36 protein-coding genes are annotated in these 25,446 nt (G+C 59.4%); 22 read left to right on the forward strand and 14 right to left on the reverse strand.

Annotation, left to right across the window (positions count from 1 at the left end; all coding sequences use genetic code 11):
• Positions 1-188 precede the first annotated feature (188 nt).
• The 10 genes from AC27KI_RS02255 (at position 189) to AC27KI_RS02300 (ending at position 5,138) form a co-directional block, all read left to right on the forward strand.
• Positions 189-740, forward strand: coding sequence for a tyrosine-type recombinase/integrase (locus tag AC27KI_RS02255; protein ID WP_487112380.1), 552 nt, complete (start codon positions 189-191; stop codon positions 738-740).
• A gap of 44 nt (positions 741-784) precedes the next feature.
• A complete protein-coding gene (locus tag AC27KI_RS02260) occupies positions 785-1,063 on the forward strand; it encodes a type II toxin-antitoxin system RelE/ParE family toxin (protein WP_487112382.1) in 279 nt (92 codons plus the stop codon).
• A gap of 9 nt (positions 1,064-1,072) precedes the next feature.
• Entirely contained in the window at positions 1,073-1,357 is a 285-nt protein-coding gene (locus AC27KI_RS02265) for a HigA family addiction module antitoxin (RefSeq protein WP_106448344.1), read from the forward strand.
• Positions 1,357-1,599 (forward strand): hypothetical protein, encoded by a 243-nt coding sequence (locus AC27KI_RS02270; protein WP_487112385.1) that lies wholly within the window; start codon positions 1,357-1,359, stop codon positions 1,597-1,599. Before AC27KI_RS02265 ends, AC27KI_RS02270 begins: the two co-directional genes overlap by 1 nt.
• A 43-nt stretch (positions 1,600-1,642) precedes the next feature.
• Positions 1,643-1,801, forward strand: coding sequence for a hypothetical protein (locus tag AC27KI_RS02275; RefSeq protein WP_487112387.1), 159 nt, complete (start codon positions 1,643-1,645; stop codon positions 1,799-1,801).
• A gap of 28 nt (positions 1,802-1,829) precedes the next feature.
• Positions 1,830-2,108: a hypothetical protein gene (locus AC27KI_RS02280; protein ID WP_487112389.1), complete on the forward strand. Its 279-nt coding sequence runs from the start codon at positions 1,830-1,832 to the stop codon at positions 2,106-2,108.
• Positions 2,109-2,136: 28 nt separating this feature from the next.
• On the forward strand, positions 2,137-3,840 hold the full coding sequence (locus AC27KI_RS02285) for an AcrVA2 family anti-CRISPR protein (RefSeq protein WP_487112391.1): 1,704 nt from the start codon (positions 2,137-2,139) through the stop codon (positions 3,838-3,840).
• Positions 3,841-3,878: 38 nt separating this feature from the next.
• Positions 3,879-4,259 carry a hypothetical protein gene (locus tag AC27KI_RS02290; RefSeq protein WP_487112393.1) on the forward strand — a complete coding sequence of 127 codons (381 nt, stop codon included), beginning with the start codon at positions 3,879-3,881 and terminating at the stop codon, positions 4,257-4,259.
• Positions 4,260-4,599: 340 nt separating this feature from the next.
• On the forward strand, positions 4,600-4,878 hold the full coding sequence (locus tag AC27KI_RS02295; RefSeq protein ID WP_487112395.1) for a hypothetical protein: 279 nt from the start codon (positions 4,600-4,602) through the stop codon (positions 4,876-4,878).
• A 20-nt stretch (positions 4,879-4,898) separates the two neighbouring features.
• Positions 4,899-5,138, forward strand: a complete 240-nt coding sequence (locus AC27KI_RS02300) for a hypothetical protein (RefSeq protein ID WP_487112397.1) — start codon at positions 4,899-4,901, stop codon at positions 5,136-5,138.
• A gap of 10 nt (positions 5,139-5,148) precedes the next feature.
• Here AC27KI_RS02300 and AC27KI_RS02305 read toward each other — a convergent pair whose 3' ends face one another.
• Positions 5,149-5,700 carry a hypothetical protein gene (locus AC27KI_RS02305; protein WP_487112399.1) on the reverse strand — a complete coding sequence of 184 codons (552 nt, stop codon included), beginning with the start codon at positions 5,698-5,700 and terminating at the stop codon, positions 5,149-5,151.
• Positions 5,701-6,001: 301 nt separating this feature from the next.
• On the reverse strand, positions 6,002-6,427 hold the full coding sequence (locus AC27KI_RS02310; RefSeq protein ID WP_487112401.1) for a hypothetical protein: 426 nt from the start codon (positions 6,425-6,427) through the stop codon (positions 6,002-6,004).
• A 424-nt stretch (positions 6,428-6,851) separates the two neighbouring features.
• Here AC27KI_RS02310 and AC27KI_RS02315 point away from each other — a divergent pair, with 424 nt between their 5' ends.
• The 4 genes from AC27KI_RS02315 (at position 6,852) to AC27KI_RS02330 (ending at position 10,358) form a co-directional block, all read left to right on the forward strand.
• The gene (locus AC27KI_RS02315) at positions 6,852-7,139 is read left to right on the forward strand and encodes a hypothetical protein (protein WP_487112403.1); all 288 of its coding nucleotides are present in this window, start codon (positions 6,852-6,854) and stop codon (positions 7,137-7,139) included.
• Between the two features lie 11 nt (positions 7,140-7,150).
• Entirely contained in the window at positions 7,151-7,717 is a 567-nt protein-coding gene (locus AC27KI_RS02320) for a hypothetical protein (RefSeq protein WP_487112405.1), read from the forward strand.
• A 632-nt stretch (positions 7,718-8,349) separates the two neighbouring features.
• Complete coding sequence (locus tag AC27KI_RS02325) at positions 8,350-9,294, forward strand: hypothetical protein (protein WP_487112407.1); 945 nt, start codon at positions 8,350-8,352, stop codon at positions 9,292-9,294.
• Positions 9,295-9,308: 14 nt separating this feature from the next.
• Positions 9,309-10,358 carry a TRAP transporter substrate-binding protein gene (locus AC27KI_RS02330; protein WP_487112409.1) on the forward strand — a complete coding sequence of 350 codons (1,050 nt, stop codon included), beginning with the start codon at positions 9,309-9,311 and terminating at the stop codon, positions 10,356-10,358.
• Positions 10,359-10,379: 21 nt separating this feature from the next.
• Here AC27KI_RS02330 and AC27KI_RS02335 read toward each other — a convergent pair whose 3' ends face one another.
• Positions 10,380-11,321 carry a LysR family transcriptional regulator gene (locus AC27KI_RS02335; protein ID WP_487112457.1) on the reverse strand — a complete coding sequence of 314 codons (942 nt, stop codon included), beginning with the start codon at positions 11,319-11,321 and terminating at the stop codon, positions 10,380-10,382.
• Between the two features lie 167 nt (positions 11,322-11,488).
• On the opposite strand from AC27KI_RS02335, the gene AC27KI_RS02340 reads away from it, so the two are divergent.
• From AC27KI_RS02340 to AC27KI_RS02350, 3 genes are all read left to right on the forward strand, one after another.
• Positions 11,489-12,433 (forward strand): tripartite tricarboxylate transporter substrate binding protein, encoded by a 945-nt coding sequence (locus tag AC27KI_RS02340; RefSeq protein WP_487112459.1) that lies wholly within the window; start codon positions 11,489-11,491, stop codon positions 12,431-12,433.
• Positions 12,434-12,444: 11 nt separating this feature from the next.
• On the forward strand, positions 12,445-13,626 hold the full coding sequence (locus AC27KI_RS02345; RefSeq protein ID WP_487112411.1) for a CaiB/BaiF CoA transferase family protein: 1,182 nt from the start codon (positions 12,445-12,447) through the stop codon (positions 13,624-13,626).
• Between the two features lie 148 nt (positions 13,627-13,774).
• A complete protein-coding gene (locus AC27KI_RS02350) occupies positions 13,775-14,866 on the forward strand; it encodes a tyrosine-type recombinase/integrase (RefSeq protein WP_487112413.1) in 1,092 nt (363 codons plus the stop codon).
• A gap of 117 nt (positions 14,867-14,983) precedes the next feature.
• Here the strand turns inward: AC27KI_RS02350 and AC27KI_RS02355 are convergent, their stop codons facing one another.
• The 5 genes from AC27KI_RS02355 to AC27KI_RS02375 are packed head-to-tail and all read right to left on the reverse strand — an operon-like array spanning position 14,984 to position 18,156.
• Positions 14,984-15,913 (reverse strand): hypothetical protein, encoded by a 930-nt coding sequence (locus tag AC27KI_RS02355; RefSeq protein ID WP_487112415.1) that lies wholly within the window; start codon positions 15,911-15,913, stop codon positions 14,984-14,986.
• A 15-nt stretch (positions 15,914-15,928) separates the two neighbouring features.
• Entirely contained in the window at positions 15,929-16,558 is a 630-nt protein-coding gene (locus AC27KI_RS02360; RefSeq protein ID WP_487112417.1) for a hypothetical protein, read from the reverse strand.
• 26 nt (positions 16,559-16,584) lie between these two features.
• On the reverse strand, positions 16,585-17,331 hold the full coding sequence (locus tag AC27KI_RS02365; protein WP_487112419.1) for a DsbC family protein: 747 nt from the start codon (positions 17,329-17,331) through the stop codon (positions 16,585-16,587).
• Positions 17,332-17,342: 11 nt separating this feature from the next.
• Entirely contained in the window at positions 17,343-17,558 is a 216-nt protein-coding gene (locus AC27KI_RS02370; protein WP_487112421.1) for a hypothetical protein, read from the reverse strand.
• 19 nt (positions 17,559-17,577) lie between these two features.
• Complete coding sequence (locus tag AC27KI_RS02375; RefSeq protein ID WP_487112423.1) at positions 17,578-18,156, reverse strand: PH domain-containing protein; 579 nt, start codon at positions 18,154-18,156, stop codon at positions 17,578-17,580.
• Between the two features lie 32 nt (positions 18,157-18,188).
• Here AC27KI_RS02375 and AC27KI_RS02380 point away from each other — a divergent pair, with 32 nt between their 5' ends.
• The 3 genes from AC27KI_RS02380 to AC27KI_RS02390 all read left to right on the forward strand — a co-directional run bounded on the left by AC27KI_RS02380 (position 18,189) and on the right by AC27KI_RS02390 (position 19,615).
• Positions 18,189-18,578: a hypothetical protein gene (locus tag AC27KI_RS02380; RefSeq protein ID WP_487112425.1), complete on the forward strand. Its 390-nt coding sequence runs from the start codon at positions 18,189-18,191 to the stop codon at positions 18,576-18,578.
• Between the two features lie 18 nt (positions 18,579-18,596).
• On the forward strand, positions 18,597-18,875 hold the full coding sequence (locus AC27KI_RS02385) for a hypothetical protein (protein ID WP_487112427.1): 279 nt from the start codon (positions 18,597-18,599) through the stop codon (positions 18,873-18,875).
• A gap of 131 nt (positions 18,876-19,006) precedes the next feature.
• The gene (locus AC27KI_RS02390) at positions 19,007-19,615 is read left to right on the forward strand and encodes a hypothetical protein (protein WP_487112429.1); all 609 of its coding nucleotides are present in this window, start codon (positions 19,007-19,009) and stop codon (positions 19,613-19,615) included.
• A gap of 295 nt (positions 19,616-19,910) precedes the next feature.
• Here AC27KI_RS02390 and AC27KI_RS02395 read toward each other — a convergent pair whose 3' ends face one another.
• The gene (locus tag AC27KI_RS02395) at positions 19,911-20,690 is read right to left on the reverse strand and encodes a SprT-like domain-containing protein (protein ID WP_487112431.1); all 780 of its coding nucleotides are present in this window, start codon (positions 20,688-20,690) and stop codon (positions 19,911-19,913) included.
• A 74-nt stretch (positions 20,691-20,764) separates the two neighbouring features.
• Here AC27KI_RS02395 and AC27KI_RS02400 point away from each other — a divergent pair, with 74 nt between their 5' ends.
• Both AC27KI_RS02400 and AC27KI_RS02405 read left to right on the forward strand, forming a co-directional pair.
• Positions 20,765-21,022, forward strand: coding sequence for a hypothetical protein (locus AC27KI_RS02400; protein ID WP_487112433.1), 258 nt, complete (start codon positions 20,765-20,767; stop codon positions 21,020-21,022).
• Between the two features lie 122 nt (positions 21,023-21,144).
• Positions 21,145-21,549, forward strand: a complete 405-nt coding sequence (locus AC27KI_RS02405) for a hypothetical protein (protein WP_487112435.1) — start codon at positions 21,145-21,147, stop codon at positions 21,547-21,549.
• Between the two features lie 2 nt (positions 21,550-21,551).
• Here the strand turns inward: AC27KI_RS02405 and AC27KI_RS02410 are convergent, their stop codons facing one another.
• From AC27KI_RS02410 to AC27KI_RS02430, 5 genes are all read right to left on the reverse strand, one after another.
• Positions 21,552-22,136: a conjugal transfer protein TraG N-terminal domain-containing protein gene (locus AC27KI_RS02410; RefSeq protein WP_487112437.1), complete on the reverse strand. Its 585-nt coding sequence runs from the start codon at positions 22,134-22,136 to the stop codon at positions 21,552-21,554.
• Complete coding sequence (locus AC27KI_RS02415; protein ID WP_487112439.1) at positions 22,112-23,206, reverse strand: conjugal transfer protein TraG N-terminal domain-containing protein; 1,095 nt, start codon at positions 23,204-23,206, stop codon at positions 22,112-22,114. Before AC27KI_RS02415 ends, AC27KI_RS02410 begins: the two co-directional genes overlap by 25 nt.
• A 25-nt stretch (positions 23,207-23,231) precedes the next feature.
• Positions 23,232-23,480, reverse strand: coding sequence for a hypothetical protein (locus tag AC27KI_RS02420; RefSeq protein ID WP_487112441.1), 249 nt, complete (start codon positions 23,478-23,480; stop codon positions 23,232-23,234).
• A gap of 125 nt (positions 23,481-23,605) precedes the next feature.
• Entirely contained in the window at positions 23,606-24,046 is a 441-nt protein-coding gene (locus AC27KI_RS02425) for a hypothetical protein (protein ID WP_487112443.1), read from the reverse strand.
• Positions 24,043-25,434, reverse strand: a complete 1,392-nt coding sequence (locus AC27KI_RS02430) for an integrating conjugative element protein (RefSeq protein WP_487112445.1) — start codon at positions 25,432-25,434, stop codon at positions 24,043-24,045. Before AC27KI_RS02430 ends, AC27KI_RS02425 begins: the two co-directional genes overlap by 4 nt.
• Between the last annotated feature and the right edge of the window lie 12 nt (positions 25,435-25,446).

The following is a 25,446-nucleotide window of genomic DNA, read 5'->3' on the forward strand; positions in this document are numbered from 1 at the left end:
CGCGGGATATGATCGAAAAAGAGCCCACGCGGTTCCCTCTCTGCATTTCGTCAACCCCATCGAATTACAGAGAGCTGCATGCAGGACATTACACGCGCCAAGACCCTTCACCAAGGGCAATCACCCAGGGCACGTCACGCTACCCAGAACGCGACGTTCTTGTGCTCATGTTGGGTCACCACTGTGGCATGCGCATCACCGAGATTTCGCGCCTGACCGTGGCCGATGTGATGCACGCCTCGGGCAAGCTGCGCAGCGAAATCAGCATGCGCGAGGCGATCACCAAGGGGTGTCGCCAGCGATGCGCATACCTTGCATCCAAACCCGCGATTCAGGCCCTGGACAGCTACTTGCAGTACCGGATCGAGCGCTGTATCGGTACCGTGCTCGGCCCAGGCCCATACAGGGGGCTGATACCACAGCAGCCGCTGATCTACAGCGGCCGGGGCGACGGCATGTCGCAGAACACCAAACGGCGAGTACTTGAGGCGGGAGAGCGCCGCGAGTACCGCGCTTGTGACTCATTGCAAGCCCATGTGACCAAGCTGTACCAGCGCGCTGGCATCAAGGGTGGTTCCAGCCATTCAGGACGCCGCACGTTCGCCAGCAAGGTGCTGGCTACCACGGGCGACATGGAGACCGTGGCACAGCTTCTTGGGCACACCAGTATCGATTGCTCGCAGCGCTACGTGGATGTTGACCAGGCCACGCTGCAGGCGATGTTTTCCGAGGCGGTTTGATTGCTCCGTTGATGCGCGATGCGCTACACACTACAATGTCGACAATGATCAAGAGCTTCAGGCACAAAGGGCTGCAGCGGTATTTTGAGACAGGGAGCAAGGCGGGCATTCAAGCTGCACACGCCCCTCGGCTGCGTTTGCAACTGGCGGCCCTCAACCAGGCAGCCAAGCCCGAAGATATGTCGGCTCCTGCTTGGGCGCTTCACCCATTGAAAGGTGGCCTAAAAGGGCATTGGGCCGTCACCGTGAATGGCAACTGGCGCATGGTTTTCACCTTCGACGGAACCGACGCTGTATTGGTGGACTACCTGGACTACCACTGAGAGAAAGACATGACCAAGATGCACAACCCTCCGCACCCCGGCGAAGTCCTGCGCGAATACCTTGGAGAGGTAACCGTAACGGACGCGGCCCAGCAGCTCGGCGTGAACCGCGTCACGCTGACACGCATCGTCTCCGGGCATTCGGGAATTTCCCCTGACATGGCTTTTCGCCTGGCAAGCGCGTTTGGAACGAGTCCTGAACTCTGGGCGGGCATGCAGATGCAGTACGACCTGTACCAGGCCAGCAAGGCGAAGCGTCCGCGCATTCATCGCATCACTGTGGTTCCTGCGTGATGGCCGCGAAGAAAAAGGCCCCCCAAGGTGATACGACGCGCACTGAGCGCGCGAAGGCGCACCTTGAGCGCCTGGCGGAAGCCAAGGGCAAGCGGTTGCTCGTGGACCTGGATGCCGAGGGCAGTGCTGCCCTGAACGAGCTGCTCGCGAGCGGGTACGGGGCCACAAACAAGGCCGTGGTGAATCTTGCACTGATCGCCGCCAACACGCGAGTAAAAAAAGACTTGACATCGTTTATATAAACGGCAATATGGAGACTTCACATCGCTGCGGAAGCCAGAAGCCATGAAGCCCACCACCTTGTCCAAGAGCGAATGCGTACGTCGTGCTCGCAATCTGAACCAGCAGGCGGTTTCTTACCGTATGGCCGGCAAGCTGGAGTGGGCTCGTGAACTGGATATGAAGCGCAAGCAGTACATGGCCGCAGCGCGTCTTTTTGCCTAACTGAGGTCTGGAGCTGCATATGAGTCAGATGAGCATTCGCCAAGCAGCACGCTGGGCTGAGCGCAACGGCAGTGTGTACCGCGTGCAGGACGGACAGCCCGACCACATGGCGGCCGCCGTGGACGTGAACACGAACAAGGTGCTGTGCATGGGCTTTGGCGACAAGGCCTATGACTTCAAGCGCGCTCACCCAGAGCAGGACATCCACGTGTACACGATGGATGAGGTGATCCAGGGCATGGACGAAGAGGAAGGCGAAGCCGCGTGCATCCCTGGTCCACGCGACGCTGGCGCCCCCTGGCACTGAACAAGGAAGGAATGCTGGAGACCGACATATGTCGCAACAACGTCAGCCAAAAGGCGGGCCAATGGATATCGAAAGTGCAAAAGCACTTTTTGGTGAGCGCTACAACCCCGACTTGAAGGCGTACACCCGTCAAATCCAGATCAGCCCGCAAAAGGTCGCGGCGCTCGGAAAGGCATACGCTGCCCTCTTTGAGATGGACCCACCGCTGGATATTCACGGTGGTGACGAGCAGCTTCAAAGGCTGTTCAATTGGTACGCCACCGAAGAGCAAGATGCGCTGTTCTTCAAGGTAGTGGAGTCCTTGGAACACCTTGATGAGTTTTTGGAGGGGAAGAGCGACTACCTTAACTACCTGAAGGTCACCAACCACGGTCCCGATGTCACCATGGAACTCGGCTGGCAGGACAAGCGTGTTGGACGCGTCGTGTGGGATCGTTGGACGCAACCCGTCGAAGACCCCGTGATGGCCTACGTTCTGGTGGCAGACCTGTTCGGCCTTGCCCTCTACGAATGCTCGCAGAAACCGAATGAACGAGCCGAGCCACCGATGTACCGCTACCACCCAGAGCGCTACAAGGCCACTCGCACCTATGCAGAGACGATTGGCAAGATGTTCCGGCAGAGGGTAGATCCTCACACTGGATTCATGACCATTGATCAGCTCAACGAATCAATGGGGCATGTCGTGCGGGAACTCAATGCCAAAGGTATGAACCACCCCCGGCGTCTGACCCTTGATGGCCCAGGGCCGACGCTAGTCATCGACGCTGAGCAGACTCTGTGCACCGCGTATGGTCGATTCGTGCAGGCCGGCAGACAGATCATGGACTTCCCGCAAAGCCTCATGGAGATGCTGTCGAAGACCGACATTGACGACATTCCGCTGAACACGATTCGAATGCCATACGCCTCTCAATATGTCCACTTCGGTCCGCAGGCTGAACTGGAGCTTGAGCCAGGTTGGCTGGTGGACGGCGCCTACGTCGAGCAGCGCGGTGAGGTGGGGGACCTGCGCATCACCATCACCGCCGTTCCAAAGGATCACGCGGATTCTGAAAAGTGGTACGTCCGCCCCGAACCGGAGTTCAGCCAGGACTTCGTGGGCGAGTTCCGAACCATGGACCTGGCCACTGCCATCGACACCGTACTCGCGACGCACCTCGCTGCATTCGGTAAGTCGAAGGGGAGAGCTGGAGGAAACATCACCCAGGAGATCCAAGCCCAGGCGGCTGCGAACGGGCACGAAGTCCCCAAGGACCTGGATCTGGTAGATATCGGCCCCAAGATGGCTAATGTCCGTGAAGAGATCACCCTGCAGCGGTTCCCTGCCTACAAGGCCGCTATCCAGTTGGTCGTAAACGCGCTCTGCTACGTCGCCGCCTACCCAGACGACATTGATACTGCTTGGCCTGCTGGCACGCCTGAGACCCTGTTGAAGAAGGCGGTCTCCGGGGTGGGGAAGGAACAAGCCCGTGCACGTTCCAAGCTATCCGCCTTGGGCTATGTTCCGGTCCACATTTGCGGCAAGCGCATCGCAGAACAGCGAGATCGCCTGAACATGGCCGCGACGACTGTTGGCGGAAAGGCGACACACTGGCGCAGGGGGCACTGGCGCAACCAGGTGCACGGGCAGGGGCGATCCTTGCGCAAGCTGATCTGGATGATGCCTATGCTGGTGGGCGCAAAGGAGAAAGAAGAGGCAGAGTTTGGGCACCTCTACCTCGTGTCCTAATTCATAGTCAATTGAAGAGAACTCTGAGAGGAAAGACGATGAAATTTACAGACGAGAAGATTCTGGAGACTCACGCAAGGATTGCAAGTGAGATGGCAGAAGACCCATTCTTGGCGGTTTGCGATGACTTACTCGGATATACCCCGATGGGTGTCATCCTTCACGACGACTCTGAGTACAGGGCTTTCGAAGCTCGCTACCAGCAACTGATCACTCCCGCCGTAACCGCCGCAGTGGGAATCCCGCGCGCTTTGAAAGCTGCACGTATTGCGCTGGAACACGAAGGGATTGCGACGGAGGCGGCCAAGGATCGGCCGCTAGACCAGTGGTTCCGACTTCAAGATATCGTGAGCGTGCTGCAAGGCCTGGCGATGCTCATAGAGAAGCCTGGTCAGGGCAGCAGCTCTAACCAAGGCTAGGAAAGACTATGGGACAAGCGAAGCGGAGAGGAACACCGGAACAGCGCGTTGCAGAGGCGATTGAGCGCGCACGGGGCCTGTTCCCGGATTCTGTGAAGTGCAACAACTGTCAGGCCGATCTAACGGACATTCAGGCTATGGATGTACGTGGTTTGGAGGGCATGCGGCTGGCGGGAGCTGCGCACTGTGGTGCCTGCCAACACGAGACCTGGGTTCTCGATGGGGACGCCACCGGATTGCAGTTGTTCCAGAGGTTCCTGGCAGAGCAACATGGAGAAGAAGCTGTGTCGACGGGCCTCGCTCGGCGGCCAGGGCATTGAGTATTCAAGGAAAGCACGGAATGACGCTCGAATTGGACTTGCTGAGATCTGCCTGGCGCCAAGTGGCCCGATACACGGTCTACCGCAGCGAGGGTTTAGGCAGCAAGCGCCATTCAGCCAATCTGCCGTTGCACTTCAATCTGACTTGGGATGAGGCACAGCACAAGGTCGCGGAAGCTGAAGCTCTTCTCCTTCTTGAACCCGGCTATCGACCAGACGTAATGTGTCGCCCTGTTGTCGGCATTGAACTGGAGCAGCCAGAGAAAACGCGAATCGCATACCGAACGCGGATCAACTGAAGGAAAGCGGGAAGCAAGCAATGATCTACATCATGCTGGCTGCGCTAGTGCTGGCTCTCATCGTCTCGATCAGGTTGAACTACTTGCTGTGGCAGAAGACTGAGCAGCAGCCTAACTTGATCGGGCTGGCCGTGTACCTCGAATGGCGGGCGCGTGGAGCACACAACCTCCAGCGGGACACGCTTGACCGCATCGCTGACATCCTGAAGTGTGGAACAGGGCCTATTGACATCGCCCAAGGGCTGAGATCCTGCAGGTAGTAGGTGAAACTCAATCACGTGGCCTGTCGACCGCTTCCTCCCAAAATGGTTCTGACCCCGATGTCGCAATGGAGAGTATCGGCACATGCTCACCATCTTCACCATTGCTGAAACGTAGTGGTTCCTCGGGGCTCCGAGGCGGCCCTTCGCCTTGTTGACCTCCTGGCGTGTCCTCACCTTGTTTGATGCGCCTTCGCAAATTCCTGTCTAGAGCGTGTAAATCGGCAATGAAGGGCGATTTGTTGGCTGCAAGGTGGAAGAAGTGCGGCTCGTGCTCGAAATTCGGTAGACCGCCGTCATCAAGGTCAGCTACATACTCGCCCACCTCCCGCATCACCGCAATTTTCAGCATGGGTTGAATGGCCATGAATGCGTTGATTGTGGCGGAACGACTGGTCGGTTGCGTGATGTTGGTGCGCCTGGAGTGGAAGGTGTAGTCGGCCTTTGCCGCTTCACCCAACATGGTGTTGATGAACCGTGACCAGTGGTCGTTGCTTGACACCCTAAGGCCAGATACAAATAACTCGCCAATCTTCCCCATGAAAAACTCCCCGAGGGTCACGGCGAAATCTTCTGGGCACACGACCTCCTGTAGCGCAGCCCCCGGCAGCACAGGTCCATTCGCCCATGTTGTCTTGGAGGGCGGTGGTTGCCCTGCACCGAGAGGAGAGTAGTTGGAGCCCGAGAACAGAGACGTCTCCTGGCCGATGCCATTTGGAGGGGAGAACGTGTGTGCCTGGCCTTCGAATACGGCCAGATACTGGCCGAACCTGCCGCCTGGATTGCTCTGGTTGAAGTCCCAAGGGGATGGCGCTGGCGTCGGGAGTGGCGCAGCTGCATCAGGCGTTGCGCGTAAGCGTGTCTCACCATGAAACGGTGGCCAGTTTCGGTACAGGGCGTACTGGATTATGTCTTTGGGCTTCGTGAAAGTCCCACTGCTGGCGTTCACATTTTTTTTTGGCTTGAAAGAGCAGCGCCTTTCCCTGAGCGCTGCCGTTACTGGTATTGAAATGCTGCCGTATCAGGAGCAGATCCCCAATCTCCACTGGTGTCATCCCCGCAGGTCTCACCTGAGGCGTTTTGTGCGTGAAGATACTGTCGATCCGAGCGTTGGCGCTCGTGCCCAGAGCGACCTGGAAGACGGTCTGTAATCCATTTTGGATTTGGGGATCGAGGAATGCCGAGACCAAACCTGGCTCGTCCGGTTTTTTACCAGCGATCCCCGCACCTTGCCAGGCAATAGCATGCGAGAGGTTGAGTAATTTTCGAAGATCGTCTGTCAGTGCCAAGGCAGTTTCTCCCTATGGCGGCAATTGGGCCGCGTCTATGATCTTAGATTGCCTGCAGCGATCGAGGGCGCTGTAGGCGTGCAGTACGCGCGCTCAAAGGTGCAACCCAGGGCATATAGGAAAGAAGTCGATGAAGCCTATTTTCTGGTGCTTAGTGTGGGGTCACAAATGGGTTGAATCCGGTCGCACGGAGTTTCGAGACGGCGTTGATGTCAGCGAAAAGTGCGTCCGCTGCGAGGCAGAGGCCAATTTGAACACGACCCAAGGAATAGGCGAGCCAGAGTCCACCCGCCCCACTTGGGACGAAGTGATGAATGCTCATCGCAGACGCAGAACGTGAGCAACGCCTGAAGCGCAGCGCTGCCAAGACTGTCAGGCGAAAATGATCAAGCTGGTGGATAGCAAAACCAAGTAGAGGAAAGCCATGTGCACCACACTGCAGATCGTGAAGATCAACCCGGTCAGATCTGGCATTGCAAGAGATAGCCAGAAGCCTTACGAGTGGCACACTGCAGACTGTTTTTTGCTTGATGACGCCGGCAACGTTTCCACTGTGGGCGAACTGAATTTTCCGAAGGAACTTAGGGAGAGACTTGGTGGTGTGCCGCCAGTTGGAACCTACAAGGCGATCATCTCGTTTGTGGCCTTGACTGGACACCAAGTAGGGGAGATCGGGCCTCAAATCGTCGACCTAGTGCCTGCATCAAACTAAGGGAAAAAAGAATGGCAAAAATTGAACGTCACATTGAAGCGCTTTCGCCAGAATGTGAGGCCATCCTTGCGCAGCGAGGGATGCACTCTCTCGCAGATCACAAGGACGAAACCGATCCTGCGGATATTTACTCGAATGATGGTGATTTGGTGCTGTCTCAAGTGCCGCGAGACATTCCTCCCTACTACCTGACGCGACTTGTCGAGGCTTGGCAGCAGTCTGACGGGCCCCGAGACGGCCATCAACTCAAAACACGAGCGCATGTCGATTCCGAGATCGAGGCCTTTCGCACACGTCTAAAAGCGATTCGTGACCACTATGGGGCACAAGAGGGAGCGGCTGCTTGGGTTGAGATTGAAGACAAAGCCCGGCGTGCCTTTGTCAGGCTTGGGAGGGCTCGCGACGCACTTGACGATCTCAGCGATGAGGTTGCCGGGGTGGAAAAACGGGTACGCCAAATGGTTGTCATCGAGCGGGAACACAACGTGCAGCGCGGGCGATCCGGTCAATCCGAGGTGTCCTTCTGCCACGATCTTCTCGAAGAATTGTCTAGCTCTGCACTCAGGAAGTTGAGTTGAAGGAAAGAGCCTGGAGGCATTTGATGATGAATGAAGATCGATGGACAATGGTGCTAGGGCTATGTTTTGTCATCGGAGTCGCGATGTTTCTATGGCGCGTTTGGCGCGTGGCCACCAATCCCCGAATTGCCTATCTTCTCGGTCGCAAAGCGCGCGGCGTTGGCCGAACCGCAGGTCGCGTCACAGTGGGCGCAGTGCATACGGTGGGACGAGCTACAGGTAGGGTTGAGAAAGTAGTGGACGTTTTGGGGCGGTCATTTCATGAGGGGCGGAGCGCAACCAACTGCAATGGAGGCATCCGTGATGAAGGCCATCATTCTCATCAGGATCCAAGCAAACGTTCTGAATGAACGGTATTCTGATGTCATCTCAATCCCCAGCAGTAATGGTCGGTCAATGGATCACTATTGGTAGCTCGATCCCTGGATACGTCTTTCAAGTCAACGGTGATGGTTCGTTAGAAGTCGGCTATTACCAGAACCGATCCAAGGCAATCAAAGAGACTGTGGTGTGGAGGGAAGCCAGCTGGACGTTCAAATTCCAAGGGCCAAACGGGTCATACCTTCGTGGCGCCTAGGAGGAACTAGTGAAACGCGGGCCGCACGGTTTTTTAATGATCATCAAGGAAAGCAATGAGCCTTGCAGGACGGCATTTTCGGGAGCGCAGTAATGAGCAGTTCCAGAGATTAGCTGGACTAATTCGCACAGATGCCATTCGCACTAGCGCAGAGCTTGAGGCTGCCATCGCTAAGCAAGGCTGGTCGATTATTCGCTCTGGTGAAGATTTTTTCACGATCAAAACGCCAACGAGCCGCTTTCGCTTCCGTTTTGATTTGGGAGAGGCGACCGTACTAGGCTGGATATACGCTCTAGTAGCGATTGCTCCATCTCAGGAAAGAGCCTGTTATATAGGATGCACTACCAACTTTTCTGCTCGAATGGAGGAGCATTACTTGTTGTCACAGCGCACCCGATCCGCAGGACGCACATCGTCTGAACTATTTGCATGGGCGCGGTCCCGACGCGTTGAAGTGTATGTTGCTGTTTTAGAAAAGGTGCTGGGCAGATCGAGAATGTATGCACAAGAGCGCGCATGGACAGATTCTGCCAGGGGCGCCGGCTGGTTGCTGCCTGGAGAGGGGCGTTGGGCTTCGCGCGCTGCCAGGCAGATTGCATCAACTGCTGATGCACAGTGGAAGGTTCGGCAATTTGATGGCTATCAGTTGAGTAATGCGCGTCTATTAAAGAAAATTCAATCGCCAGAATTCTTGCCAGACGATCTTTTGGGAGGTAAAGAAATTACTGCTTCCAAATCACAGGAAATTTTCGAGAAACTCGCTGGAGGCGTCAGTCTGAAAAGTCCGGGAATACTTTCTGCCGATGCACCAAGCGCGCGGCCACACATGAACGGTCAACGCTGGTCCAAGGATGAGGATCAGCGTTTGCTGTGCGCATTCGATGCAGGGGCGACGCTCTATGAATTGGCGAATCTCCACGCGCGCAACCTAGGAGGAATTGAATCACGTCTTGTGCGCCATGGAAAGTTGCAAGCGAGTGCCATTGCATCGAAGAAATAGTCAAGGGAACCGCGATGAAATCTCCTATCCACACAGCCATCTCAGAAAAAACGCTCTGTCGATTGGCTGCCAGTCTGCTGATTGCAGCAGTGGCTTGCGCCATCGTGCAGCCCGTGGCCGCTCAGGCTCCGCAGAACACATGGACGCTGGCCTCGGGCTACCCAAAGGAGCTTTTTCATGGCGTTAACCTGCGCCAATTCGCGCAGAACGTGAATGACCGGACCAAGGGCGGCCTGGTCATCGAGGTGCGCACCGACGGGATTGCCGCCAGTCCATCCGAGATCGTGGGCAAAGTCCGCTCCGGAGATCTGGCTGCGGGAGAGGTCCTTCTCAGTTCCATGGCCAGCGACACCCGGATCGCCGGCGCGGACGCCATCCCCTTCATCGCCCAGAGCTACGACGATGCTTTACGGCTGTGGAATGCTCAGCGCCCAATCCTGCAGGAGACTCTGGACAAGCAGGGCCTGGTGATCCTTTACGCCGTGCCCTGGCCGGCCCAGGGCTTGTTCACCACCCGCCCAGTGCGAAGCATCGCTGATCTGCGCGGGTCGAAGATGCGCACCTACAACCCCAGCACGGTGCGCCTGGCCCAACTCATGGACGCTACGCCCGTCGACGTGCCTACGCAGGCCATCGGCGCGGCCTTCAAGGACCAGCGGCTAGACGCTATGTTCACATCGCCCGCGACCGGCGTGGACTCCAAATTGTGGGAGGGGCCGGCGAAGTATTTCTACAACGCCCGAGGCTGGTACCCGAAGAACATCGTGATCGCCAATAAGGCCAAGTGGGCCGCACTTTCCGAGGCCAACCGCAAGACTGTGATGGCGGCGGCAGATGAAGCGCAAAAGCGCGGCTGGATGGCCAGCGAAGCGGTATCCACGGTCTCGATGGCGGAGTTGACGAGCAAGGGCATCAAGGTGGACACGCCCGAGCCCGAGCTGCGCAACGAGCTGCGGCGCATCGGGGAGAAGTTTTCGCTCGAGTACCTTCGAGAGACCGGCGCCGAGGGCAACCGGATGCTAATCCCGTATTTCGCAAACGGAAGCACGACAACTCCCAAATAGGCGAGAGGTCCGATAAGGAATTCACCCAGATGCCGCAAGCATCTGGGGCGGGCTCGCTGAGAGTAGGCGACCAGCATCGTAATGCCGGCAAAGGTTGTCCACCAATGCTTGTGCATACACGGGCAGAGTTGCCCTATCACGCATCAGCAGGTGGCGTTCACGCACGCTCCACTCGTCTCGCAATTCCACCATCGCCAGTGGCATAGCCAACTGATTGCGGATGACAGCCGACTCGGGCAGCACCCCAATGCCCACATTGCTGCTGATCATGCGGCACATCGCTTCGAAACTCCGCAACCGAATTCGGGGTTTCTGACGATGCCCCAATTGCTGGGTGATCTGATCCAGAAATGCCTGCAGCGTGCTGCCTTCCGGCATCCCCACCACGTCTTCCTCTAGCGTTTCAGCGAAGTTCACGGAGCGTCGCCGTGCGAACCGGTGGCTGGGAGAGGTGACCAGAACCAGCCGGTCGGTGCTGAAATGGATAGAGACCAGTCCCAAGGTATCAATGGAACCAGCAATGATGCCCAAATCCGCACGACCTTCCAAAACACCCCGCGGAATCATCGCATTGGGCCGCTCTTCCAACTCAACGTTGACATGTGGATGATCTGAGAGGAAATCTGCCAATATTTCCGGTAAGAAATCAGTGACGGCAGTGGTGTTGGCCAACAACCGCAAATGGCCGCGCAATCCACCGCCATATTCCCCCATTTCTGCATTTAGAAGATCTGCCTGCTGCAGCATCAAGCGCGCGTGATGCACGAATGCCTCGCCCGCCGGCAGCAGCCGAACTCCCCTCGCTTCGCGTGCCAATAACAAGACGCCGGCCTGCATTTCAAGCGCCTTGATGCGCGTGCTTGCAGCCGCGAGCGACAGATTGTGTTTAGCCGCGGCTCGGGTCAAGTTGCACATCTCTGCCACGCACACATACAGACGCAAATCAGTCAGATCGAACTGCATGTAATAAAACGTATTTCGAGCATTAATGAAAAACGAAGCCTCGCTTCTGAAATAGCCAATTGTGTAGGGCGCGAATCTCTGCAGAATCCACCCCCAGCCCGAATCGTAAGCCGGGTAATAAAGGGAGTAGAAGTATGAGATTGAAAATTTTTGCAGCAACGCTGCTGATGGGGACGTTGGGCCTCGGTACCACGCTCGCACAGGCCCAGGTGGCGTATCCCACGCGCCCGCTCACGCTGGTAGTGCCGCAAACGGTAGGCGGCACCAACGACATCGTTGGCCGGGTGGTCGCCCACAAACTGGGGGAGGTGCTGGGCTCCGGCGCCATCGTCGACAACCGGCCTGGCGCTGGCGGCAACATCGGAACCCAATACGTGGCGCGAGGCCCGAAGGACGGATACACGCTGCTTGTCACGATCAGCAGCAGCCAGGCGATCAACCCTGCGCTTTATCGCAATCCAGGATTCGATCCGGTGAAGGATTTTGTGCCCGTGGCCATGATTGGCAGCGTGCCCAACGTGCTGCTGGTCAATCCATCATTCGCTGCCAAGACCTTCGGCGACTTCCTGTCCCTTGCACGGCGCAAGGACGTCCAGTACCAATACGCCTCGGCCGGCAATGGCACGCTCAATCACTTGCTGGGCGAGATGCTGAACGAGATGGCAGGAGTTTCGCTGCAACATGTCCCCTACAAAGGCATTGCACCAGCGCTGAACGACGTATTGGGAGGACAGCTGCCCATCGTGTTCGCCAGCTTGCCATCATCACTGGCACACATCAAGGCAGGCCGGCTGCGCGCCTTGGCTGTGAGCGGCGCCAAGCGCACGCCTGTACTGCCCGACGTGCCGGCGATTGCCGAAGCGGTGCCAGGCTACGAAGGTACGCTGTGGATCGGCTTGTTTGCTCCGGCTGGGGTAGCACCAGCGGTGGTGCGCACACTGCAGGATGGCATGCGAAAAACCATGGCAGCGCAGGATCTGCGCGAGAAGCTGGACCAGCAGGGCGTGGAGATCGCCGCACCAACATCTCCCGATCAGTTTGCGGCCCAGCTGCGCAGCGACCTGTCGAAGTGGGAAAAGACCGTCAGAGCTTCGCGCGCAGAAGTAGACTGAGGAGGCGCGCGATGACCCGACCTCTCGAAGGCATTACCGTTGTCTCTCTGGAGCATGCGATCGCAGCGCCTTTTTGTACTCGTCAGCTGGCGGACTTGGGCGCGCGCATCATCAAAGTTGAGCGCCCAGAGTCTGGAGATTTCGCGCGCGAGTACGACCAGCGGGTGAGGGGCATGTCATCGCACTTCGTCTGGACAAACCGATCGAAGAAGAGCCTGACGCTGGATCTGAAGCAGCCACGGGCGCTGGACGTGCTCAGGCGACTGATCGAGAAGGCGGACGTGTTCGTGCAGAACCTTGCGCCCGGCGCCACGGCCCGCATGGGCTTGGATTACGCCAGCGTCTCCCACACCAATCCCCACCTGGTGGTCTGCGATATCTCCGGATACGGTGACGACGGGCCATACCGGGACAAGAAGGCCTATGACTTGCTGATTCAGAGCGAAGCGGGCCTGCTTTCGATAACGGGCACCGAAGAGTCGCCTTGCAAGTCCGGCAACTCGATTGCCGACATCGCTGCAGGCATGTATGCATATGCCAACATCCTTGCGGCGCTGCTACGGCGCGAGAAGACAGGGGAGGGTGCCCATATCGACGTCTCCATGCTCGAGTCTCTCGTGGAGTGGATGGGCTTTCCGATGTACTACGCCTTCGAGGGAGCGGCGCCCCCGGAGCGCAGCGCCGCTTCCCACGCAACGATCTACCCCTACGGACCATTTGCCGCCGGCGATGGTGGCAAGGTCATGCTGGGCGTGCAAAACGAGCGGGAATGGCAAAGTTTCTGCACCGTTGTCTTGCGTGAACCCGCGCTCGCTCAGGCGCCACGTTTCGCCAACAGCACGCAACGCAATGCGCACCGGGATGAGCTTCGGCAGCTGATTCTGAATGTCTTCGAGAAGTTGACCACTGACGAAGTGGTGGCGCGACTAGAAAAAGCGCAAATTGCCAATGCCAGCATGAACGACATGGCACAACTGTGGGCCCATCCTCAGTTGCAAGCGCGAAAGCGGTGGCGCGAAGTTCTATCACCGGTAGGGCTGCTGCCATCACTGCTGCCTCCAGGACGCAGCAACCGCTGGGAAGCCTGCATGGAACCGATCCCAGCGGTAGGCCAGCACACCGACGCATTGCTGCGTGAAGTAGGTCTTTCAGACCAATCTATCAAAGACCTGCGCGCCCACGGCGCGATTTAGGGACCCCCATGGATTTGAAGAATCATGCCGGATGTGCCGGCGGATGGAGTGCGCGCGCTCGTCTCTGCGTCTTCGGACGCTTGGCGGATGCGCCGGTACCGCCCCCCGCTCGACGCATGCTTGATCGTCTTGGGATAGGTGATCCGTCGTGACGGGGCCGAAGCTGTTCGTGGAAGAGCGCTTCAAGGAATATCTGAAGCACGAATGCGGGTATGCGCGAAGTACCTTGCAGGTGGCCCACTATGCACTCATCGAATGGCAGCGATGGCTGCGGGAACGCTTCGGAATCACGCGGCTGGATGTCTCGGCCTTGCATCTTCGGCACTGGATGAGCGAGCAGTCGCGCAGGCACGCCCAAACCACGGTGGACAAGAAGACCTGGGTGCTTCGCACGTTCTACGCCTGGCTGGCAGGCGAGAGCATGATGGAGTGCGACCCCTGGCAATACATCGCGCCACCGCGGCGCCAGCCTTATCAGCACGGCCTGGGGTATGTCCCCTGCGAACGCACGGTGCGCCGGCTTCTGGAGCAACCCGACACCCAGTTTGCCCTGGGCATGCGCGATCGGGCGATCCTGGAACTGCTGTATGCATCCGGCCTGCGTGCCGCGGAGTTGCTGAGCCTTAGGCCGCACCAACTTTGCCTGCGCACCCGTGCGGCCCAGGTGATGGGCAAAGGGGGCAAGGAGCGGATCGTGATGTTCGGGGAATACTCCGCACAGTGGCTGGAGCGCTACCTGTGCGAAGCGCGCCCCGCGCTATTACAGGCCTGCCAGCGCCCAGTCCCGGCCCTCTTCGTCCATGCGACGGCCTCCGGCGTCCTGAACTACAGCGCCCTGCAGCGCACGATCCGCCGGCATGCCGACGCCGCAGGCCTGCCGATGGTGACGGCCCACACGCTGCGGCATGCCTTCGCCACGCACCTGTACCAGGCCGGGGCGAATCTGCGCGTGATCCAGATGTTGCTCGGGCACGCATGCCTGCAAACCACGACCATCTATGCCAGGACGTCGATGGGCTACCTGCGGGGCGTCATCGAGCGGCACCATCCCCGCGGAATCCTCTACGAACGGCAACCGCTTGGCAGGGCCGCATCACCTATGTCGGGTCAAGATGCCGAGCGCCAACGCCGTGATCGAGCAGCCGATCAGCCAGTAAAACCATGTGAACAGCTGCTCCGCCACCATGAGCACAGCGCACGCAAATCCAGCGGCCGCCGCCAAGGCCCCAACGAACGATAACTTCTGAGCGAACCATAGAAGTGCGCCAAGGATCGCGCGTGCGGAGCCGCGACACCTTGCACGGCGCTGTCGATGATTTCGTCGGCCACTTTTTTCTCCATCGCATGATCTCCTGAATCAAAAAATCGTCATCACGGCGAAGACGATCATCACGATGACGCAGCCTTTTTGCATGTACTCCATCATCGTGGCCTTGTCGATGACGCCGCGGGCGTATTGCTGCCACACGCCCACCATGGCGCTGGAGACGACCAACAGCGTGATGGCCACCAGCAGCATCTGGATGATGGAGCGCATGCGTGCCATGGACACGCCCGAGCCCTGCTCGAAGCCGATGCGCAGCGCCTCGGTGACTGGCACACACTGGCCATCGGAGGCGCGGATGCAGCTGTTGTTGAACGCGATGCCGCTACCGCCACCCGAAATCGGTGTGGAGGGCGATGTCGTGCCGGGCGTTGTGGGCGAGGGCGCATTGCCGGCGATGCGATCGGCCATGCCGCAGATGGTCGTCCCGTTGGAGTCGGCAAAGCCCGAGCAGCGCCCCGAGGCGATCATGCGCTGGCAGTTGCCGATGCCCAGTTGCACGCAGGCCAGGATCATGTTCGCGTCCACGCGGCGCCCATCGAACGTGCCCAGCGCCGCCAGGGCCTGAGCCGGGGTGGCCTGCAGCGCCTGCGACATGACTCGCGACCAGGCATCGACCTGGCGCTGCAGGCTCCATGTTCTGAACTCCGCGGGCGTCACGTCAGTTGCCTGCCGGATGTTCTCGTTGTTCATCTGCAGCACGCCGTAGCAGCATGAACCGTTATAGACCGAGAGGTAGCCACCGCTCTCGACGTTGATAGCCAGATTGCCCACGGCGTTCGCATTCGCGCGCAGCCATTGGCTGGCATTAGGGGACTTGGCGATCGCTTGAGACACCTGATCGGCGGTCACGCGGTCGTTGGTCACCAGGCGTTGCTGAGCCGAAGCAGGCATATGCGTGGCGAGCAGCGCCAGCCAGCCCAACAGGAGCGCCGAGCAAAGCGCGAAGAAGGTGCGTTGCATGGTTTGCTACCACCGTCATCCGAGGTGCAACGCACGATCACATTCAGGCACACGCTTGCCGTACTGGATCACCCGAAAGTAGGCGCTACCGGTCTTGTCGTCGAACGCGAATTCCGTGTGATTCTGCGCGAGCGGCGTATTTTCGTCGTCTATGGACAGGTGGCAGTAATTCGGAAAATCCTTTTGCTTCCTGCGTCCTGTGGATTTATCTTCCACGATAACGCGCATGGGGCAAATGCTGTACATCGGTGGTACATAGCCTTTTTGTGCAAATGGCCCGTTTGGAGGTGGCTCGCATTTGGACTCGAAGGCACTGAACGTGGTGAAAATATACCTGTTCTCCTTATTCTCATGCGTCTGATAGAGGATGAAGCTGCCCAGCCTGCTGCCGTCGTTTCGACTGAGGTTCAACGGAGTGGAATCGATGTTCTCTTTCCAGATCGGCTCAAGAAGCCTTTTTTCCTCTGGATTACCACTGATGTATTGCCGTGAATTGAAGGTCACCAGGGGCATCAATTTCCACTTCAACTCGGCGGGAAACTTGATATTCCCTCGTTCCTGCGCGCCCGCGGCGCCGGCGGCGATGCACAGCGCGGTGGCCACCAGGCCCACCGCGATCGCGCTCTTCTTGTTCGATACCTTCATGGTGCCTTCCCTTTGATTGTGTTGATTCATTTGATGCTCACGCTCGCGTCCAGCTCGGCGATGAACTGCTCGGGCGGCGTGGCGCCCACCAATCGCTTGCCATTGCCCAGGATCACGGTGGGCGTGTTCTGAATGCGGTGCCGCTCGCCGAACTTCAGGATCTCGACCAAGCCGCTGGTGTCGCAGTCCTCCCGGCCCTGTAGTCGCCGGCCCGCCATGACCTGCTGCCAGGCCTCGGCACGGTTGGGTGAACACCAGGCAGCGCGCGCGAACTGCGCTGACTCCGGGCTGATGACGGGAAACATGAACCGATAGACGGTCACGTCATCGAGTTGGTCCACGAACTTGGTGAAGACCCGGCAGATTGGGCACTGCGGGTCTTCGAACACGGCCACTTGCCGTTTGCCGTTGCCATGCACCTCCTTGATCGCGTGCTTGAGCGGGAGGCTTGCGAAGGGAACGCTGTTGAGCTTTTCAAGCTGCGGCGCGGTGAGGTCCTGCTGCGTCTTCATGTCCACCATGGCCCCACCCACGAAGCCGAAGCGGCCGGAGGCGTCGGTGTAGAAGATCTCGCCTTCAGAGACGACCTGGTAGATGCCAGGAATGGGGGAGGCTGTGATCTGCTCCACCCGGACCTTGCCCGCCGTGTTCTGCTCGATCGTGGCCTTGAGACTGGGCGGGACCGGCTGTGCGTCCACCGCCATGGACAGGCTGGCCAGCACGGTTGCGCGCAGGAGCAGGGCGCGCAACCGCGGCCGATAAATTTGGTACATCGATGATTTCCTCAACTCGTTTTGGGATGGGTCAGCAGGAGTGCCACGCTACCGGCCAGCGAGCCCAGTGCGCCGATGCGGACCAGGCCATGGAACGACGATGCGTCTCCCCAGAGCAGGCCGATGCCGGCGCCGGCCAGTACGGCAGTGGCGATCACGAGAGCACGCAACAAAGCGGTCTTTTGCTCGGCGATGATTTTTCGCCGAATGACTTCAAAGGATTGCATTGATTCCCTCATAGATTTTTTAATAATCGAATGCGCGAACGCCTTTGGCCGCGCGGCAGTCTTCCACGGCATCGCGTATTGTTTTCGAGACACCGGCCGCATTCGGCACAGCGTCGATTATCAAGGTGGGGTTGGTACTGTCCGTGGTGAGCAAGATGATTTGCCCACGGCCGAAAACGGTTTGCAACAAATTGCCCGAGACGGACAAGTCCTTGACCCGGTAGAGTTCGAGCGCTTCGATTTTCTTGACGATTTTTCCCGAGTGTTCCAGCAGCCGCTGGTCGGTCAGCACGTAATGGTGATTCGCGGTTCGCAAATACCGATACAGTGCCCAGCCGACCGGCAGGACCAGCCAGAAAAAGAGCAGCGCAAACACGAAGACACCGCAATTGCAGACCTGGCCCTGGCCAGCGGACCAGAGCACGCGAGTTTCGACCTTGTGGGTAGCGGAGATGCCGGTTTGGTTAGCCAGGCGAGCGGCATCGGAAGCATGGTTCTTGGACATCGGCAGCAATGTAGGTGCGCGCGGTCCAGACGTCAGCCGGAAACCATCCGGCACGTGGCGCACGGTTTCGGCTTGACAGCCACCGGTTCTCATGGCAATCGAAAAAACAATGACTGGGAGGTCATATGGCGAACGCTTACGAAGGCGACGACGGCAGATGGATGATCCTTGGCATGGCAGTCATCGCGTCCATCGCAGGGGCGACGGGTCTGGACCTAGCTACCGCAGTGAGGGTGACGGGCTATACGTTCGCGGTGACGTTGTGTGCCGGCTTCTTCATCTTTCTGTTCGACAGAGATTCCGTCTTCGGCATCCGAAACACCTGGCCGCTGTTCCTGGGCCTGATGGCGTGTGCATGGTTTCCGGCGATCGACCATTGGGCCTACGGCAACAGTCCCGACTCCACGCACCGGGAGTTGTTCAGCCTGTGGTGGGCCGAGTGGTACACGAAGCTGGGCGCGTTTGCGCTGCTGTGCCTGTCCGGCCACGCGGTGAACCGGCTCGTGCGCGGTTGATCGATCGGGAGCAAAAACATGAAAAGCCTTCCCGAACAAGCCCTCGATGCGCGTTGCGTATTGGCCAACGCGCGCGTCATGCAGTCTTTCGATCCCGACCAAGGAAATGCGCAGGAGAGTCGCGCTTGGTGGATGGCATATGCCCTGGGGTTGCGGCACTCGGCTGCAGAAGCTCCACCGGTGTTTTTCTCGGACGAAGCCACGCTGATGCTGGGCTGGAGGCAAGGGCAGTTCGATGCCGATCACACGCCACCCATCGTCCTGGAGACCGAGAGCCTGGCTGCCGAGTGCAGCTAACTGCAGGGGAGGTAGATTCCCTGACTGCAGGGCCCAGCCGAGGCCTGTCCGGTCACGCGGTGAATCGGCTCGTGCGCGGTTGATCGCACCCCCGAGTCCGCCTGGATTCGGAGCGCACGCGGACTGCTTGATTGGCCGCCACCTGGCGCAAAAAAGATTTCAAACAGGGAGGTACCGTGAGTAATTTTCTTTCTCGGTGGCTTGTACAGCGTCGGCTTGCACATGTCCCCAAGATCACCGTGGACGTCACGCGCTATTACTACATGACGTTCACATCACCCAATCCGGACGTAAACGTGATCATCAAAAACGAGGCAGATATCGAAGTGGGAAGGGCTTGCTACGCCGTGTCTCCACTGAATGATCGGGTCTATATCTATGAAGTGGAGATACTCGACGTACATCGGCGTAAAGGCTATGGAACCGCCTTGCTGCTATTTCTAGCCCAGACCTACGACCTACCAATCACTATTATTCAGGAGCTTTACAGCGCGTGCAGCTTTTGGCGATTTGCCAGGGGATTGGGCAGTGCCGGGATCAAGTTGACCGAGCAACTCTCTGTGTCGGGGATGGCGTGCGAAGCGGAGCGGTGGGCCCATTTAAAGCCAGAGGCAAAAAAAATTGCAGGACGCGATATTTCATCGTGTTGCTGTGGGCAAACAGTCTTGGAGCGAGGCGAAGAGCTATGGCCTGGAGGTCTGATTTTTCGTTCATCCACCTCTTTTCCACCGTTGGCTTGATATGAAGAAGATACTTGATTTGATAGGGGTTGTGCTGCTTCTGTATGGGGTCGTCTTTTTCCTGACCAGAACGACGAGGCACGTCAGACGCATCAAAAAAGACACCTTGACATTCACCCAATACGTGAAAAACCATCCGGAAGCACAAACTCCCAGAGGTATCAAGTGCGTTCGCTGCAATTCGCGCAGCATCAAGAATTGGGGTGTGACTGGCGCGACTGACCACCGAAGAGTTTTTATTTGCAATCACTGCAATACCCGGCTGTACCGCAGCGATGGTTGGTGAAAGAGAAACTCACCCCTGCATCTCGAAATCTTTCCGGCAACTCCCACAAATCAGCATCAACCCAGGCTTGCCCCACACCTGTTTCTCGCACGGGCATACGTACTTGGCACGGTTCGATTTGTTCGCCGCAGGCTTGGGGTTCTCCTCACCGTCTTGGCCTGCAATGGCCGCTGGATCGACCAGGCTGGACATCACAGCGATGGACTGCGCCGGCACGCTGCCGCCGCCCACCGATGCGGCCAGATGCATGCCCATGCTGCCCTGGCCAGCGCGCACATGCTCTGGCGCAGGGAAGCGGTCATACCAACTGATCCGGAATGATCGGGTGAGCAACTCGGCGCAGGCCTTGAGGAATAGCCCGCCCTCGATGGCGTAGTCCGCCATCATGTCCCCAGTCCGCTTGCCTCCGGGCTGGCCGGTGGAGGAGGGCATCAGTCCGATGGCTTCCATCTTTGATGTCCACTCCTCGTTGTGGTAACGGCCACGCCCGGGCTTGCCGAAATGCGATTGCCACAGGTGGCACATCTCATGGGCGAGAGTCTGCATCGTTTCCACCACCGGCACCACGGCGAAGTAGGCAGGATTCATGGCGATCTCGTCCGTCATGCCGCCCTCCAGGTTGGCGAAGCGCTGGGCCGAGAAATACCCGCACGTGCGCTTCTCGCGCTGCAGCGTGATGAGACAGCCTGGCAGGGCACCGCCGAAGAGCGACTCGTTGAAGTGGCTGTAAGCCTGCTGCAGTTCCGTGTAGGTCTGCTGTGTGGGCGTCGTGTTAGAGGGCTGGCTCATGGCTTGGAGAACTCGAATCTTGATTTGCAATACAAACACAATGGATCACAATCGCAATCGGGGAGAAAAAAGGAATGGGTTACCTGTTCGAGACCATCGTCAGCGCCATCTACCGGCAAACGCGCGCAGGGCAATCGCCGCCTGTCCGGTTGGTCCTGAATCCGGTGCAAATGCGGCAATTGCTGGCCCAGCATGCCGCCGGTCGCAGGGAACTGGGTATTGCCGTGCGGCCGGTCGACGGGATTCTGGGCGTGGCCATCACCGTCGATGCGACAGCGAGCGGATTCCTGGTGACTGCCTCCGGCATCGACGTACCGCTGATCGCCCATTAGCCGAGACCGGCAGGGATGTGGGTTTCAGCAGAAAGTTACAAGCCGTGCGCGCGCCAAGCATTGACACGCCAACAGCGCCTGTCGATGATCGCGGGCACCAATAACAAGGGAGCCTTCAGGCCATGCGGACGAATCACTATTTCTGGCGACTGCTTTTTCATGGGAGCAAATTCCTTCTGCGGGTTTCCGTCATCCTGACGCTCTGGGTGCGAGATTCCCTGAAGGAGTTCATCGCGGTATTCAAACCACTGCTGCGCTCTGTGGAGTCGCAGGCCCGTGAAGCCGCTGCCGCAGGCAGCCTCAGGGCCAGCGCCAGGCCGAAGAACGCCTTCAAGATCGGTGCTTTCCTCCTCGGCACTTTGGCGGTGATGGGAAAGATCTTCCTCTTCATCCTTTCGACTGCGCCGGATTTTGAAGAAAGGAAAGAGGATTCAATACCAGATGGTTGCATTGATAGCTTTGGAACGCCCGACATTACTAATACAGCACATACCGACTGGCCGTTATATTACGGCCCGCGGAAGTGATTTCATAGTTTTGTAATTGTTTTTCCTACCGCCTTAACAGGGCCAGCAGTGCTGCCTGCGCTACTTTTAGCCAGTCCTTCAGAACTCTTCATCATTTCATTCAGCTGGGTGCCGATATTTATTCCCACCCATCCCATCATAATTGTCCAAACCATGGGCAATCCTACAAAAAGGCAAATCATCAGGATATTCAGGATCATCCGCTTGTAGCCCGATGAGGCCATCGAGCCTGCGAGCTGGGAGATTTCCTGCACGAAGATGTTGCCCTGCGCTCCGGGGTACATCGCGTCGATGAGCCGGGCGTCGATCCACTGGGCGATGAACCACATGGTCGCCCATAGCTTCACGGTGAAGATCGCCACGGCCCCATAGAACAACACGCGCAGGTCGTAGCCGCTCAGGAAGGTGATCAGCGGCAGGAACATGTAGATCGCCATCAGCACCAGCGCCTGGATCATCGGCAGGCCGGTGATGAGCGGCTGCATCGACAGGCTGGCCAGGGTGGCTTCCCAGCCCACGCCGAGTACCGTAGCCGCACCCACGACCGTCCGGCTGAACGAGGTCACCGTGTCGTAGTCGGTGCCCATGATGCGATCGGGGTCCACGAACTGGGGGGTTGGCGCGCTTTTGCGCCAGGCGCGCGAAGGAATCCTTGGTCTGGTCCATGCTGCTCCAGTTCATGGCGCTGCTCGCCACGTCCACGAGTTTGCCGAAGCTGCCGGCGTGGCCCACCATCTTCTCGCGCACCCCGTTGGTGCCATCCTCCCACCACTGCTTGCACGTGGGCCGGCCCCACTCGGGATTGACCACGCCGGAGTGGGGGCGGGGCGATGCCGCTGGCGGGGTTGTAGTAGTCGATGTCCCGGGAGAAATCCACCGGGAAATCCGGCACCGGGTTGTACGAACGCATGTCAGCGTAGTAGCCCGGCTCCGTGCGAAACAGCTGGCTGCCGATCCAGTCCACGTCCGTGGGGCCGTACTCCTTGTTGTCCACCGCCACGAGGCTTTGCCCTGTCGGCGACAGGGCGCCGCTGGCGGCCGCCAGGTAGCGGCTTCGGGCCGGGATGAAGCACTCGCTGTAGAAGCGCTGGATGGCGTTGAGCACACGCGGGTCCTGGATGGTCGCGTTGCGGGCCATGTCCTCGACCATGCGGATCTGGCGGTCGCCCGATCGAATGCCAGCGCGCACGGCGCGGTTGATGCCCGAGGAGATGGCCATGGTGGAGAACCACCAGGCCGGCACCTGGGAGAGGTTGCCCGCCGTACTCATAGTGCCATCCGAGGCATCCTTCATCGCCGCGTCGTAGCCCGAGCCCGTACCGCCGTTGCGCGAGACCATGGTGGGGTTGGGCTCCTGGGGAGTCGCATCGGGCAAGTAGCTCAGGTTGACGGAGCTGAGCGACGTGATGGGCGTCGTGGCGAAGCACAGCGACATCACGAACAGGGCGACGATGATCTTCGTGCCCACGCTCTCCAGGAGGGGCAGCACGCCGACGCTCTCCAGGCCCTGCTCCTTGGCATCGCGCCAGGCGTTGAAGAGGATGACCGCGAAGGGCACGATGATCAGGCCGGTGCCGGTGATCACCTCGCCGATGATGTTGGCGAAGGCCCACCCGTACATGGTGGTGAAGATTTCGAGGTAGCTGTCGAGCTGCATGGTGGTGCTGGGGGGAGGCGTTGGATCAGTGCAATCTGCAGGGCGTGTCGGCCAGCTGGCCGGGCTCGGCGAGGAAGTCTTCGAGCGTCGGCCCCTGCAGCGTGGCCAGGAGGGCGGCGGGCAGGGCCGGCCGACCCGGCTCCTGCAGGGCATCGGCGAGTTGCGCGAGCAGGCGGTGGACGTGGCGCAGCCTCGCCGCACGAGAGCAAACACAGGGCAGGGGTGTGGTCCCGTTCGACGGAATCGAGGCCTGTTTGGGTTGGACTTTGGACATCGACTTGTTTTGGTTCTGGTTGTTTGATATCTCGCTGCTCCCAATGCAGCAGTGACTTGGAGCCAAGCCTCCACATCTCACTGCGGCAATTTGCGCAGTGAGACCGAGCCGCGTCTTGAGGCCTGTCATGCCTGCATCCAGCGCAGCAACGTGTTGGGCCCGATCGGAATCAGCAGCAGGTAGGCGATCAAGAACGCCATCACCTTCCACCGCAGGGCGATGACCTGTGCACGCTCCTGCGGTCGCACGATGCCGCGGCGCGCACCCCAGTCCACGATGGCCTGCCACCAGATCCCGATGCCGGCAACGACCATGCACTGCACCAGCGCACCGTAGTGCCGAATCTGGGTCGCCCAGACCTGGAGCGTGGCCAGGGTCTCGGGCTGCACCTGCAGGTGCGACAGCAGCGCGACCAGGACGAACCCCATGGCGCTGGCGCCGGCCAGCCAGGTCAGGCCGATGAACGCCAGGCGCAGCAGCCGCAGGCGCCGGGATGACCCCGGACGCTCGGTCTCTGCTCCACCCACGGGCTCTCCCGTTTCGGTTTCACGAGGCTGCGTGCTCATGGCGTCACCTTCACGCGACCGTTTTCCATCGGCTGAGGATCGGCTGCCCGCCCATCGGGCACGCGCATCGAGCGCGAGTCGGCTTGGAACTGGCTGCCCATGATGGCCAAGGCCGTGTCGGAGGTCAGTTCCTTGCGAATCCGGGCCTCGAACATCAGGTCGTTGATGAATTGCGTCAGCCGGTCGATCTGCGACTGCGTATCCCGCATGGCGTCGCCCGCGGCCGTCACCTCGGGCAGGCTCAGGCCCGTGAGCAGCACGGCGCGCGCCACCAGCGCCTTGTCGATGACCCGGTGCATCGCCAACTCCTGCCCAAGCCGGGTCACAGCAATGCCGCGCGTGTCGGGAGGCAGCTTGCGCAGCGCGTCCAGCAGCTGCGGGCTGATGGCCATGCCGGGCGCGGCGATCGTGTTCAGATCGGCGTAGGGACTGCCCGAGGGGGCGCCCGCCATCGCCTGCAGCTTCGGCAGCACCTGGTCCACCTCCGCTTCGTACTTCGGGCCCAGGCCCGACGCCGTGGTCACCGCCGTCGCAACCGGGCAGTCCGCGCTTTGCGAGCAGGTATAGACGCGCTTGTCGCCCAGCACCTCGGTGGTGAACCGGGCCAGGTCGTCCGGCGATGCGAAGGCCTGCACCAAGCGCGTGGACTTGTCGGTCGAGCCGGTATAGCTGGTGCTGGAGGAGGCGGTGACGGACTTGTTCAGCGTCGCGTTGTAGCCGGCCACCGAGAGATCCCGGATGGGGCGAAGGGGAAGCGAATTGATGCCGCCCGCCTTCTGGCCGAACACCCAGTTGACGCCCGTGCGCTGCGCTTCCTCATTCTTGTTGATGTCGATCTTGGCCTGCACGATGTCGCCGGACGTGTTGGCCTTGACCTTCCAGGCATCGCCCTTGGCCACTTTGATCCAGTCCTCGTAGGGATTCTGGCCGGCGCGGATCATCGCCTCGGTTTCCTCACAGGTCTTGAGGGAGGAGGCGACCAGCAGATCCGCCTTCTGGCTGTAGTTCTGGAAGAGCTGGTACAGGCCCGGCTGGGCACGCTGCAGGACGTACAGCGGCAGCGAGGCGATGCCCGCCTGCACGGCATTGGTCACCTGCTGACCCAGCCGCGAGATGTTGTTCATGATGTTGCCCCAGGACATGCCCACATCGAACTTGCCGCAGGAATAGTTCAGGCGCAGGTTGGCCTGCAGGCCCATGGCCTGGGAGGTCTGCCCGCGGTTGTTGGCTGCGCCGCCAGGTGTGCCGCCCCCCATGCGGTAGTACAGGGTGGAGTTGGAAACCGGCTGTGCATGCAAGGCCGATGTGGTGCCCATGCTGGCCAGGGCAAGCGCCGCGGCCAGCGCGTGGGGGCGCCATGGGGATTTCGAGATCGAGATGAATCGCATGAGAGTGCTGAA

This window comes from Acidovorax sp. KPB24-03 (genome assembly GCF_057546605.1).